Raw genomic sequence first — 14,365 nt, forward strand, 5'->3', positions numbered from 1 at the left:
ACTACCACAATTTCTTGTGATAGTCAACTATCAAATTGAATTAGTTAGCTTCTTCAGTAATGTATTTTTCAACATCTTTTAAGTGAATACTGAAGAAACTTGTAATTCCACGTGTTTGCATTGTTGCAGCAAATAATGAGTCAACTCTTTGCATTGTTCCTGTTCTGTGTGTGATAACAATGAATTGAGTTTGTTTCTTAAGTTCTTGTAAGTATTCTGCATATCTAACAACGTTAGCTTCATCAAGCGCAGCTTCAACCTCATCAAGAATACATAATGGAAGAGGTCTAGCTCTTAAGATGGCGAATAATAATGAGATAGCAATAAGCGCTTTTTCTCCTCCTGAGAATAATTTAAGGTTTTTAACACTTTTTCCAGGAGGTTGAGCAAAGATGCTGATTCCTGATTCTAAAATATTATTAGGTTCAACGAATCTAACTTCAGCAGCTCCTCCACCGAACATAGATTTGAATACGTTGTTGAATTCTTGGTTAACATCGTGAACAACATTTGTAAGTCTTGTAACAATGATTTTGTCAAGTTCAGCGATAGCTTGGTATAAAGTGTCTCTTGTTTGAACTAATTCATCTCTGTTAGCTACTAATGTGTCATATCTGTTTTCAACTTCTTCAAGTTGTTCGATAGATTCTAAGTTAACATTTCCAAGTTCAGCAATTTGTTGTCTTAATTCTTCAACAAATTCTTTTGCTTTTTCATAAGAAATTTCTAAAACAAAGTTTTGATCAGCGTATTCAACTGTCATATGGTAAACGTTAGCTAATCTGTTTGTATATTCAGTGAAAATCTTGAATGATTCAGATTTGTTAATCATTTTGCTGCTGTAACCTTTGTTTAAGGCATTTTGAGAATCTTGAGCATCTGATAATTTAGTGTTGTAAAGCGATAATGCTTCATCTCAAGATTGATATAAGTTTTTAGCAACAGCAAGCTCATTTTTAACAACGATAAGTTTTGCTTGTAATTTGTTTCTTTCAATAACTGTTTCAGAGTTTTCAAAATCATCAAGTGATAATGAAGAAGCATCAACTTTTCCTTTTAAGTTTGTAACTTCTTCACGTTTTTGTTTGATTGAGTTTTCTAAGTTGTGAATTTCTAATTCAGTACTTCTGCTCTTTTGAATTAATTGGTTACGTCTAAATGATAATTGTTCGATTTGTTGTTCATTTTTCTTAATCATTGGTTCAATACCAGCGATTTTGTTTTCAAGGTTAGCAATTTTTTCATCAATACCTAAGACGTTATCACTTTCTTGAGCAGTCCCTCCAACGATAACCCCTCCAACACGGATGATGTCACCATCAAGAGTTACAATCATATATTTTTTCTCAAGAAGATTTGAAATTGCATTAGCTGATTTAATGTCATCAACTACTACAACGTTCCCTAATAAGAATTTAACTAAAACTGAATATTGTGGATCTGCATCAACTAAATCTGAAGCAAGAGCAACAAATCCAGGGTGTCCTGTAACTGCTAATAAATAGTCGTCACGAACAAATTTTTCTTGGATAGATGTAAGAGGAATAAATGTTGCTCTACCACCATTGTTTTGTTTAAGGAATTCAACTGCCTTAACAGCTGTGTTTGGAATATCAACAACAATGTGTTGTGCAGCGTGAGTTAAAACAGTTTCAATAGCTGTGATGTATTCTGGTTTAACTTTAATTAAATCTCTAACAAGTCCTTTAACACCTTTGAAAGACATTTTGTTTTCCATAATTGTTTTAGGACCTTTGAAAAGGTTTAATTTAGATTCTTTAGTTCTGTATAAAGATTGTAAAGTCGTTTTTGCAGAAATTAAGTTGTCTCTGTGGTTTTGGTTAGCAATTCTTAAATTGTTTACTAAGTTTGTATCTTCTTCAATTTGTTTTCTAGTTTCTTCAAATTGAGCTTTAAGTTCACCATAAGTATGTGTGTTGTAAAGTAATTCAGCTTCAAGTCTTTTAATTGCGCTTGCATATGATTTGATAGCTTCATCATTATCAACTGTTACTTGTCCACTTGTGATTAAGTTAATTTTTGCAAATTGTTGATCAATTGTTGAGTTTAATGAGTTTAATCTTGAAGCCATACCATTGTATGTTCCTTCAAGTTCATCAACTTGTTGTCTTGCTTTTTCTTTTTCAACTTTTGCGTTTTTAATTTCGATTTGTAAACTAGCAATTTCTTCTTTGTATTTTTGCATTGTTTCGTCTACACCACGAAGTTCTTCGTCTAATTCTTCGTAAATTCTTTTATTTTCTTTTATTCCTTTAGCTAAGAATGGAATTTCAACTTTTTTAAGAGCTTCTGCTTTATCTCTGTAGATTAAAGCTTTTTCAGCTTGTTTTCTTAATGGTCCAAGTTGTTTTTCAAGCTCTGAAATTCTAGGTTCAAGTTGATTCATTGAATCTTCAGCACTTTTAAGCATTCTTTCTGATTCAGTTTTCTTGAATTTGAATTTAGAAACTCCAGCAGCTTCTTCGAAAATTCCACGTCTATCTTCGTCAGATGCTTCAGCGATGTCTGAAACAGTTCCTTGAGAAATAATAGCTAATGAGCTTTTTCCAATACCTGTTTCCATTGCAATACTTTTAATATCTTTGTATCTGCAAGGTTGCCCATTCATATAGTAGTTGTTTACACCTTTACCACGTTGCAATTCACGTGTGATTGTTACAACTTCATCAGGAATTGAGTTATTTGAGTTTTTGTTATCAAAAGTTAATGTAACTCTTGCAAAGTCCATTGGTTTAGCTGTTTTAGAACCAGCAAAGATAACGTCTTGCATTGAGTCTCCACGAAGTTCTTTAGAACTTTGTTCTCCTAAAACTCATTTAATAGCATCGTTGATGTTACTTTTACCAGAACCGTTTGGTCCGATAATACCAGCAACACCTCCATCAAAACGTAAGATTACAGGTTCAGCAAATGATTTAAAACCATGTGCTTCGATTTTTACTAATTTCATTATTGCACCTCAATTTTATCTTTAAGCTTTTGTAGTGCATCAATAGCAGCATTAGTTTCAGCCTCTTTTTTGCTTAAACCAACACCTTCACCATAAATAACACCATCGTGTTTAGCTTTTGCTAAAAAACGTTTATCACTGAGTTGATCAGTTTGATATGTGATACTTTCCTTTGTCATACTTTGAAAGTATTCTTGTAGTTGACCTTTAGGATCTTTATTTTCGTCATTGTGCACCGAGTCAATGATAGGAGATATATGTTTGATTATGAATTGTGAAGCTTTTTCAAATCCTTGATCTAAAAATATAGCTGCTATCATTGCTTCGAATACGTCTGCTTGAACTTTTGGTGAATTAATCACTGATTCACGCATTTTTCCAGGCCCAGTTCTTAAGATTTTTAAAAGACCTAATTCGTTAGATATTTTAGCAAGTGCTTCCGTTCTAACTGCAGTTGATCTTAATCTGGTTGCGTGACCTTGCGATAATTGAGGATACTTTCTGAATATGTAGTTTGAACTAACAAATTGTAGAAGTGAGTCTCCTAAAAATTCAAGTCTTTCATAGTTGTCATCTTTATCTCTATTAAAAGACGAATGTGTAATTGCTAATAGATAATAGTCCGTTCTAATTGGTTGAATATTATTTATTTCAAAAAAGCTTTTAAGTGAATTAACCATATTACTCTTCACTTTCTAAATTATCAACTTTAATTGAATCTGATAATGTTTGGAATTTTTGTAATAAGTTATTTTCAAGAGCTTCTTGAATTGATAATAATGCATTGTAGTAAGCTTTTGCATCAGATGAACCATGAGCTTTAATTGCTAGTCCATTAACACCAAGTACTCAAGCAGAACCAACTGAACGGTAGTCAAGTGATTTACCAACATTTTTAAATGCACCTTTTAAAAGTAAATAACCAATTTTGTATTTTAATTTAGTTAATATTTGACCTTTAAGTGCTTTTGAAAATGCACCAATTGCACCTTCATAACTTTTAAGCATTGTGTTACCTGCATAACCATCTACAACAGCTACGTCAATGTTTCCATTAAATAATTCTCTGGATTCAACAAATCCAACATAGTTAATATCATTTAATGTTTTCAAATATTCGTGAGCTTGTTTAGTTGATGTAGGACCTTTGTAATCTTCAGTTCCAATGTTAATAAATGCAACTCTAGGTTCTGCTACTTTAAACATTGTTTTATAGAATAATGAAGCAAGCATGGCTCATTCAACTAAATATTGTGCTTTTGTTTCTAAGTTAGCACCTACATCTAAAAATAGCAATTTGCTACCTAAAATAGATGTAGCAACTGGCATAAATGCCGGCCTAGAAATGTTTTGTAATCTTTTTAATTTAAGCGTTAATGTTGATATATAAACTCCACTATCTCCACTTGATAAAACTGCATTAGCTTCATTGTTTATAACTTTACTAATTGCAAGATTCATTGATGTATCTTCGTTCATTGATTTTCTAATGTTCTTAGGTTCACTAGGAACATTTTTGTTTTTAATAAGTAAGATATTTTCAGGAAGTTTTGTTTTATCAATATTTGAAATTTCACCAATTAATTGAATTTGTGTATCAGGGAATTGAAGAGCAAATTTGCTAGCAGCTTCAACTGCTGCACTTGGACCATTATCATTTCCATTTATGTCAAAAGCAATTTTGAATTTATAGTCTTTCATTATTCAACTCCAATGATGAATTGATATGTAGGCTGATTACCTTCAATAATTTCAACTTCAATATCATAGTTTGATTCAATGAAGTTAAGAATTTCTTCAGCTTCATCAAGTGAGCTTTCATCCCCGTAGTAAATTGTGACTAATTCTTTGTCTTCTGTAATTGCTTTTTTAACTATTTTTTTAGCAGCATCTAAGAGTTTTGATGAACTTGCAGTGATTTTTCCATTGATGATAGATAAATAATCACCATCTTTAATTTGAACACCATTTAATTTTGTGTTTCTAATTGCTTTTGTAATTTCACCAGTAGTTACATTAGCAATTGCATCATTCATCATTTCAACGTTCTCTTCGACTGAAGATTCGTGATTGAAATTAAGCATAGCTGTTATTCCTTGGATTTGTGTTTTTGTAGGAATAATAATAACGTTTTTGTCTTGGATAACTTGCGCTACTTGTTGTGCAACAAGTATGATGTTTGAATTGTTTGTAAGAATAAATACTGAATCTGAATTTACATTATTAACTGCATTTATCAAGTCTTGAGCTGATGGGTTTTGTGTTTGTCCACTTTCAACAACAAAGTCACAACCTAAATCTTTCATTCTTGCGACTATACCTGAACCTAAGTTGCATGAGATAATTCCACAAGGTGTTCTACTTTCTTCACTATGTTGTAATTGTGACTCTTTAAGTTTTTCGGCATTAGCTTTTGAATAGTTAGCTTGAAGCGTCATATTTTCTGATTTGATTTTGATAAATTCACCATATTGTTGAGCAAAGTTTAACATATCACCAGGTTTAACTGTGTGTCCGTGAACTTTAAGGATATTGTCGTCAGAAACAACAACAAGCGAGTTAGCCAATTTTTCAAGTTTTGCAACAAAGTTTGCTTTCTTGAATTTAGCTGGTTCAGTTAAATCGATAAGAACTTCTGTACAGTAACCAAATTCTCCTTCATAAACTTCGCTATCACCAATAAAGTTTGTGACTTCATCAGAATTATCTTTAAGTTCAACTGGTCTATCGTGAAGAGCTTCGTTCATTCCTCAGAAAATTGTGTAAAGACCTTCACCACCACTATCAGTAACTCCAACTTCTCTTAAGTTCTTAAGTTTGTTAGGTGTTTCATCACAACTTTTCCGTGCAAATGCAACAACTTCTTCAAAGAATACTGAATAGTGAATGTCTTTACCCTCGAATTCTTTTTTAAGATTTTCGGTTGTTTCTCTAATAACTGTAAGAATTGTTCCCTCAACAGGTTTAAAAACTGATTTGTAAGCAATTTCAGTCGCTTTCTCAAAAGCTTGGATTAAATCTTGAGTATTTAATTCAACTTTACCATCTGTACCTAAAGCAAATCCTTTGAAAATTTGTGAAAGGATAACACCAGAGTTTCCTCTAGCTTCATAAATCATATTTGTTGAAACTTTTTTAGTAATAGCATATACTGGTTCATTTTGAGCTTTTTCTAAATCAGGTATAGCAGCTGCTATTGTTGAAGACATATTTGTTCCAGTATCTCCATCAGGAACAGGAAACACATTTAACGCATCGATTTTGTTTTTTGCATTAACTAATGCTTTAGCTCCTGATAAAAAAGCTTTAGCTAACTCGGAACCATTCAGGATATTTCTTTTATCTACTTTCTTACTTTTACTCATTGGTTACTCCCTTGACAATGATAATTAGTTTATTGAATTTAAATTTTTTAGATTTTAATTTCATTTCCATAATTTTGTAAATTTGTGAAATGATGAATTTAATTGGTGTCCCATCAAAAACAGTAATTGCTGCCTTAATTTCAACACGTGAATTTTCAGTTAATAAAACCTCAATGTTTTCAAAATATTCTTCAGGATTTAATCTGACAATTGTGTCAGGTTCACAATTGATATCTAAAGTTGGTTCGTGTAAGAATCTTACACCTGGAACTTTAGAAATTGAATCAATGAACATTTGTTTAATTTGCAATGTATCCATCCAAAACCTCCGTGTTTGATAAAGTATATATATTTTACCCTAATTTATTTTTTATAAATATATAATATTTATACACTCTAATAAGTGGTGAAATTATGGCTGAAACAATCAAAAACGCAATAGTTTTAAACTTACACGAAATATCAGACAATGAGCATATTGTCAGTTTTTTCACTGCTTTTGGGAGATTAGATTTAGTTGCTAGAGGTCTAAATAATGTACATTCAAAAAATAGAAGCAACTTAATAATTGGTTCAATTGTTGAAATTGAATATTTTGCTTCAAGAACACAAAATAAGTATGGAAGATTAAAAAAATCAAGCACAATAAAATTACTTGATGTTACTAATTTAAATAATATTAAGCTATTTAATAGTTTGAACTTTTTATTTCAGAATATAAGAACTAGAAATCATTTATTTGCTGAATACAATAGACATTTTGATAGTTTTAATAATGCACCTTGAACTAAAGTTTCAACATACTTTTATGCACACTCATTACTATACTTTGGTATTGATTTGTCATTTAATTCTTGCAAAAGATGTGGAAGAATTAAGAACTTTATTTCTTTTGATTTTAATTTAGGTTTTATTTGTCAAAATCACGATATTACGCAAAGACTTGATGTTTCAGTTTTACAAGCTATATGATATTCATTTCAGGACTTTTACGCCTATGTCAATGATGTAAACAGTGAAATTAACAAGTTTATTTTTATTGAATATAAGAAGCAAATAATTAATCATTTAAATATTAGCAAATAACAGAGTTTTATGCTAAAATAATAAAACTATGAGTAAAAGAGATTATTATGAAATTTTAGGTGTTTCAAAAACAGCTACTGAACAAGAAGTTAAAACAGCTTACAGAAGTTTAGCTAAAAAATATCATCCAGATAAATTGAAAGATGGAACTTCTGATGAAAAAATGAAAGAATTAAATGAAGCTTACTCAATTCTTTCAGACCCTGAGAAAAGAAAAGTTTATGATCAATACGGACACGATGCCGCTAATGGAAGAGCAGGAGCAAACTCAGGAGGTGGAAACTACTATGGTGGTGGATTCGGTGGTGCACAAGGATTTTCTGAAGATTTCCAAGATATTTTTGAGAACATTTTCGGTGGATTTGGAGGAAGAAGACAAAGAAGTTCACAAGGTTCATACCAACAAAGAGGAGATGATTATAGAACTAATATAAACATTTCATTTATGGATGCTCTTAAAGGCAAAACAATTAAAGAGAAATTAGATAAATGAGAAATGTGTATGTTCTGTACAGGGACTGGAGCAGAAAATCCAAATGATTTACAAACATGTAGTTCGTGTAATGGAGTAGGACACAAAAGAAGAGTTGTTAATAGTTTCTTTGGTCAACAAGTTCAACAGGTTGTTTGTGAAACATGTCATGGAAAAGGTAAGGTTGTTGTTTCAAAATGTAAAAAGTGTCGTGGTGAAGGTTACTCAGCTATCCAAAAAACTGTTTCTATTAAAATAGAGGAAGGGACAGTTTCAGGAACAAGATTAAAAGTTGCTGGATATGGTGGTTTAGGTAAAAACGGTGGAACACCAGGAGACTTATACATTACAGTTAATGTGCTACCTCATAAATATTATGAAAGAGATGGGATGGATATTGAAATGGACTTTCCAGTTTCATTCATTGATATTATGTTAGAAAACACAGTTGACGTCCCAACTCCTTGAGGAAATGTAAAAATTAAAATGAAGAAAACCTACACAAACTCAAAAGTTATTAAGGTTCCTAAAAAAGGAGTTCACTTCAGAGGTATGGAAGGTGATTTGAGATTACATTTAGAAGTTATTATTCCTGATTTAGATAGAAAAAATAAAAAAGAAGTTTTAGCTGCATTACAAAATGTAACTGATTCATCAAATCAAGATTTTGTTCAAGCAGTTGAAAAAGCTAACAAATAATTTTTTTACCTAACTCTAGTAGTTAGGTTTTAATTTAGCAATTAATTTTAGTTAGTTTATTAAATTAAATTATAATTAATTTAATTTATGTATAAGAACGAGTTAATTATTAAAAAATCAGAATTTATTGGTTATTTATATCCAGTTTCTTCAAAAGAAGAAGTTAACCAAATTCTAAAGGATCTTAAAGAACAATATAAAGATGCAAGACATATTTGTTATGCTTATTTATTAAATTCAAATGGTGCTGAAACAGGTGGATTTTCAGATGATAAAGAACCTAGTGGAACAGCTGGTAAGCCTATGTTTGAATTAATCAGACTAACAAAAACGCAAAATGTTTTAGTTGCAGTTATTAGATATTTTGGTGGAACAAAATTAGGAGCTGGACCACTTAAAAAAGCTTACAGGCAATCAGCTTCAACAGTAATTAACTTATATTTAAAAGATAATCAAGGTAAGGAGAAATAGAAAATGATTAAAGTAATTAAAGAACTTAAAAAAGATGTTTTAGTTTTAAAAGCAGCTTATGAAAATAAAGATTTTCCTTCTTATGTAGCTACTAAAAACGGAAAAATTACAGATAACTTAAGCGAAAATGTTTCATACATTTACATTGATAAAAAACATCAATCATTTGATGAATTAGCAGCTTTATTTGAGAATTTAGCAACTTCAGTTAATAGGGATTATCAAGTTGATGTTGAACCATTTGTTTTAAATAATGATGTTTTAAAAACATTCAGAATTATTTACTCAAAATTATTATTTGGACAAGTGAAATTATTCAAAAAATCAATTGAAGAAGATAAAGAAAAATTCAAAAACATCTATGTGTATGTGAGAAACGAAAATGTTTCAGCAAAATTAGTTAAGAAAATTGAAGTAGTTGCAAAAGCAATTAATGATGTTAGAAATCTTCAAATTAAACCAGAAAACTTCTTAAACTCAGAAATGTTAGCTAGTGAGATTACAAATGATTTTTCAGGTATTGAAGGTCTTGAATTAACAGTTTTAACTAAAAAAGAAATTGAACAATTAAATATGGGTCTTTTATTGTCTGTTAATAAAGGAAGTGTTCATGAACCAAGAGTTGTAGTTGTATCTTATAAAGGAAACAAAAAATCAAAAGAACATATTTCTATAGTTGGAAAAGGTATCACATTTGACACAGGTGGAGTTAATACAAAAGGATATCATATGGAAGGCATGAAATATGATATGTCTGGTTCAGTAATTGCGGCTTATGCAGTTAAAGCTTTAGCTCAATTAAAAGCCAATGTTAATGTTTCTGCTGTTATGTGCATTACAGATAACAGAATTAACAATGATGCTTCATTACCGGAAAATGTTTACCAATCTATGTCAGGTAAATGAGTTGAAGTAGTTGACACAGATGCTGAAGGAAGATTAGTTTTAGCTGATGGAATTTTCTATGCCGCTGACAAATTAAAACCAACAACAATTATCGATGTTGCAACATTAACTGGTTCAATGTTAACAGCATTAGGAAATACTTTCACAGGAATCTGATCAACAAATGATTCAAAATGAGATGACTTTTTAGCAGCTTCTAAAGAAGCGAACGAAAAAGTTTGAAGAATGCCTTTACACGAAGATTATAACAAAGGTAACAAGTGTTCAAAAGTTGCTGACTTAGCTAACTGAAGTTCAAAAGTTAGACCAGATTCATCACAAGCAGCAATGTTCTTAAAAGAATTCACTAAAGATATTGATTTTATTCACTGTGATGTTGCTGGTACTTCAGATGTTCAAGGTGAACCACAAGGTGCATTAGTTGCAACATTAGTTGAATATGCATTATTAAATGAAAATAAGTAATATAATTTACTTATTTATTTAGAAACTTTAATATTTATAAAATATTAAATAACTCACTTATATTTGTATGAAAGGAAATTATGATTAAAACAGTTGATAAAGTTAGAAATAACTCAATGCTTTTAAAAGCAGTTTATAAAAATGATGAAAACTTACCATCAACATTAATTCAAAAAAATAATGTTGTAACAGAATACTTTGATAAAAATGAAGCTCTTGTATTTATGGGAGAAAAAGATAAATTATCTTTTGATTCAGTAGCTAAATTTGCAAAAGGTTTCTTTACAAATCAAGGTAGAGATGTCCAAGTCGATTTAGATTCATTTGTAACAGAAAAAGTTACATTAGCACAAGTTGTTAAAGCTTTTGTTGAAGCTTACAACTATGTAAATGCTGATTTATATTCAGCTAAAACAGCTAAAAAAGATGAGAAATTTGCAATTTCATTATTATCAGTTAAAGATGAAAATGAATATGCAGATGCATTAAAACAAGCAGTTGTATTATCAGAGGCTGTTAACTTCGCAAGAAACTTACAAGTGACACCACCAAACATTTGTAACTCAGAATGATTAGCAGAAGTTGTTAGAAAAGATTTAGAACAATACTCAAACTTAAAAGTTACTGTTCTTAATAAAAAACAAATTGAAGAGCAAAAAATGGGACTTTTACTTTCAGTTAACCGTGGAAGTATGTTTGAACCAAGAGTTGTTGTTATTGAATATAACGGAAACCCTGAATCAAACGAAAAGACAGTTTATGTAGGTAAAGGAATTACATTTGACTCAGGTGGATACAACATTAAAACAGGTAGAAACATGTTAGGTATGAAATTTGACATGTCTGGTTCTGTATTTGTTGCTTCAGCTCTTAAAGCTATTGCTCAATTAAAACCAAAAACAAATGTTGCTGCAATTATGTGTATTACAGACAACAGAGTTAATGGAGATGCTTCATTACCTGATTCAGTTTGAACATCAATGAATGGTAAAACAGTTGAAATCAACAACACAGATGCCGAAGGAAGATTAGTTATGGCAGATGGATTAACATACGCTGTAAGAAACTTAAAAGCTACAAGATTAGTTGATGTTGCTACGTTAACAGGTGCTATTTTAGTAGCATTAGGGCAAACATACACAGGTGCATGAGCTACTACAGATGCTGCTTGAGAAGAATTATTAAAAGCTGCCAAAGAACAAAATGAATTAGTATGAAGAATGCCTCTTGATGAAGCTTTTGCTAAAGAAATTAGAAACTCAGTAGTTGCCGACCTTAAAAATACTGACTTAAGCGGTATTGGTGGAGGTTCATCATCAGCTGCTATGTTCTTAAAAGAATTTACAGAAGATGTTGAATACATTCACTTAGATGTTGCAGGAACAGCTGATATTGCTTCAAGACCTACAGGTGTAATGGTAAAAACATTAACACAATTAGCTCTTGATTCATCTAAATAATAAAACCTCAAAAAAGTTATATAAAAATACAAATATCACTTGCTAACTAGGATATTTGTATTTTTTGTGCTAATTTTTAAGATTGAAGAATATATTATTTTACTTAATTCAATAAGTTAAAGATTTATCAGCACTCTTATTTTGTTTCGTTACTAAATATAATTTTTTACCATCTTGAAAAATTAAGATGCAAATGAAGAATAAAATTACTAGTGATAATATTGTGGAAGTAGTTCAAGAAATAATAGGTGTGGAAATACGACGAAGTAAAAAATATCCTGAGTTTCCAAGTTGGAAGCTCATTTTTTATAATTTTTAAACTCTACTTATATACTTAGTATATAAGTAAAAAATCAGAAAATTTTTATTTTTTACAATGATTACAATGATAATGGTGTATAATTAATGTATGAGCAATTACATTTTATATAAAAGAAACAACCCTAAAGGTATCTATTTAGCAATCGGGATTTCAAAAGGTTATGGTAAAGGAATTGGCGATTTAGTTGGTCTAGGCTATTGAGAAGAAATCAAAGATAAATATTCTTTGCAAAACATTGATGATTTAAAGGCAATCGCAAAATTAGTTCCATTTACAAACAACAAAGTTGAAGCAAAGAGCAAATTTTTTGAATTGTTAGAGCCAACATCTGTTGAAACCAATGTTAAAAATGTTGGAATTGATTTGATTTATAAAATTATCAAAGAACTAGACTTATTCAGTTCATTGCCAAAAAGCAAGCACAAATCATTAGAAGAAGTTCTTGAATTTATCATTGGAACCAGAATTATTTTCCCGAGAAGTTACATTTGTCAATATAAAAACAAAAATGATTTTTCACACAATGTTGAAATCAAAAAATCATCAATTTATAACTATTTTGATACTTTTTTAACAAATAAAGAAACTATTTTGTTCAATCTTTACAATAAATTACAAGAATTAACTAATAGAAACAGTAAAGAATTGCGCTTTGACAATACAACTGTTTATTTTGAAAGTTTTTCAAGAAAAGGCGTGAGAAAAAAAGGTTTTTCAAAAGACGGCAAACATGATGAAGACCAAATTGTAATAGCAATGGCAACAGACAATAATGGAATACCTTTTCATTACAAAATTTTTGAAGGAAATACTGCCGATTCACAAACTTTAATTAAGTTTTTAATTGAAATGGAAAGAATTTATAAGATTAAAGATGTAACAATTATTACCGACAGAGGAATTAGTCAAAATGCTAACTTAAGATTTTTAGAACAGAAAGGCTATAAATACATCGTTCAAAAACGTATCGATAACCTTAGCGAAGCAGACAAAAAATTCATCATTGAAGATAAAGATTATATGTTGGAACATGAAATGTTTTCAAAAAGTAGATTTGTGGAATCTGTTTGAGCAAACAATAGAAAAAAGAAAAGATTTAATCAAACTCTTAGAAAACAAATAATTTACTTTAGCCCAGCAAAAGAAAAGCTTGACAGACTAAAAAGAGCTTTTTCGATAGCAAAATATGAGAAAAAATCAATAAATAATGTAATTTGCTTAAGTGATCTTGTTCCAGAATATAAGAAAAAATATATGGATGTTGAAGGCAAAACAATTGCCAAATTAAATTACTCTAAAATTAAAAAAATAGCTGATCAAGATGGTTTCTATATGATTGAAACCAACATATCAGATTTAACAGCGCAAAGAGCTAATGAAATTTATAGACGACAATGAAAAATTGAAGAGGATTTTAGAACATTGAAATCTTCGCTTGAAGTTAGACCAATGTTTGTTCATAAAGATTCTCACATTCAAGCACATGTTTTCTTATGTTTCTTAGCGTTAATTGTTTTAAAATACTCAATTTACAAACTTAAAAAGTTCTATGAAGATAATGGTGAAATTCAAAAAGTAACTATGAATATGTTTATAGATGCCTTAAAACTTATAACAATAACAACTAAAACTGTAAATGGTAAAGTTGTTGGTGAAATCATTAATAATTTAGATCCAAATCATTATGAATTAAACAAAATATATAAAGATTTTTCATTTGTTATAGAAAATCTATCATTGTAATTAAAAATAACAAAAAACGAAAGCGCCTTATTTATAGGTGTTTTCGTTTTTTAGCCCTTTTTAACTTGGAAACTCAGGATATTATTTTACTTAATTCAATAAGTTAAAGATTTATCAGCACTCTTATTTTGTTTCGTTACTAAATATAATTTTTTACCATCTTGAAAAATTAAGATGCAAATGAAGAATAAAATTACTAGTGATAATATTGTGGAAGTAGTTCAAGAAATAATAGGTGTGGAAATACGACGAAGTAAAAAATATCCAAGAGAATTTGATATAAATTGAAAAACTATACCTGTTATAAAAATAGGAACAACAATTATATATGTGCATATAAATGTAATAAGTTTCATTTTATATGCAAATGAATATCGAATCTTAATATTTTCACATAAGAAAGGG

General features: G+C 29.8%; 12 protein-coding genes. 7 read left to right on the plus strand and 5 right to left on the minus strand.

Features of this window, described 5'->3' with window-relative positions:
- Positions 1–40 precede the first annotated feature (40 nt).
- The 5 genes from VBM88_RS02775 to VBM88_RS02795 are packed head-to-tail and all read right to left on the minus strand — an operon-like array spanning position 41 to position 6,655.
- Positions 41–2,971 carry an AAA family ATPase gene (locus VBM88_RS02775; protein WP_323176707.1) on the minus strand — a complete coding sequence of 977 codons (2,931 nt, stop codon included), beginning with the start codon at positions 2,969–2,971 and terminating at the stop codon, positions 41–43.
- Entirely contained in the window at positions 2,971–3,651 is a 681-nt protein-coding gene (gene rnc, locus VBM88_RS02780; protein ID WP_323176706.1) for a ribonuclease III, read from the minus strand. The genes VBM88_RS02775 and rnc overlap by 1 nt, the downstream gene beginning before the upstream one ends.
- Before the next feature lies 1 nt (position 3,652).
- Positions 3,653–4,672: a phosphate acyltransferase PlsX gene (gene plsX, locus VBM88_RS02785; RefSeq protein ID WP_323176705.1), complete on the minus strand. Its 1,020-nt coding sequence runs from the start codon at positions 4,670–4,672 to the stop codon at positions 3,653–3,655.
- Positions 4,672–6,336: a DAK2 domain-containing protein gene (locus tag VBM88_RS02790; RefSeq protein WP_323176704.1), complete on the minus strand. Its 1,665-nt coding sequence runs from the start codon at positions 6,334–6,336 to the stop codon at positions 4,672–4,674. The genes plsX and VBM88_RS02790 overlap by 1 nt, the downstream gene beginning before the upstream one ends.
- The gene (locus tag VBM88_RS02795) at positions 6,329–6,655 is read right to left on the minus strand and encodes a hypothetical protein (RefSeq protein ID WP_323188335.1); all 327 of its coding nucleotides are present in this window, start codon (positions 6,653–6,655) and stop codon (positions 6,329–6,331) included. The genes VBM88_RS02790 and VBM88_RS02795 overlap by 8 nt, the downstream gene beginning before the upstream one ends.
- A gap of 95 nt (positions 6,656–6,750) precedes the next feature.
- On the opposite strand from VBM88_RS02795, the gene recO reads away from it, so the two are divergent.
- The 7 genes from recO to VBM88_RS02830 form a co-directional block, all read left to right on the plus strand.
- Complete coding sequence (gene recO, locus VBM88_RS02800; RefSeq protein WP_323680423.1) at positions 6,751–7,422, plus strand: DNA repair protein RecO; 672 nt, start codon at positions 6,751–6,753, stop codon at positions 7,420–7,422.
- A gap of 28 nt (positions 7,423–7,450) precedes the next feature.
- Entirely contained in the window at positions 7,451–8,593 is a 1,143-nt protein-coding gene (locus VBM88_RS02805) for a DnaJ C-terminal domain-containing protein (protein ID WP_323680424.1), read from the plus strand.
- 87 nt (positions 8,594–8,680) lie between these two features.
- Positions 8,681–9,064: a YigZ family protein gene (locus tag VBM88_RS02810; RefSeq protein WP_323680425.1), complete on the plus strand. Its 384-nt coding sequence runs from the start codon at positions 8,681–8,683 to the stop codon at positions 9,062–9,064.
- Positions 9,065–9,067: 3 nt separating this feature from the next.
- A complete protein-coding gene (locus VBM88_RS02815; RefSeq protein WP_323680426.1) occupies positions 9,068–10,435 on the plus strand; it encodes a leucyl aminopeptidase family protein in 1,368 nt (455 codons plus the stop codon).
- A gap of 80 nt (positions 10,436–10,515) precedes the next feature.
- A complete protein-coding gene (locus tag VBM88_RS02820; RefSeq protein WP_323176698.1) occupies positions 10,516–11,895 on the plus strand; it encodes a M17 family metallopeptidase in 1,380 nt (459 codons plus the stop codon).
- 409 nt (positions 11,896–12,304) lie between these two features.
- Entirely contained in the window at positions 12,305–13,960 is a 1,656-nt protein-coding gene (locus VBM88_RS02825) for an IS1634 family transposase (RefSeq protein WP_323680427.1), read from the plus strand.
- 180 nt (positions 13,961–14,140) lie between these two features.
- Positions 14,141–14,365: hypothetical protein (locus VBM88_RS02830; protein ID WP_323680428.1), on the plus strand; the 225-nt coding region annotated here is incomplete at its 3' end.

The organism is Mycoplasma sp. 1232, assembly GCF_034863345.1.
Classification (GTDB): domain Bacteria; phylum Bacillota_I; class Bacilli_A; order Mycoplasmatales; family Metamycoplasmataceae; genus Mycoplasmopsis.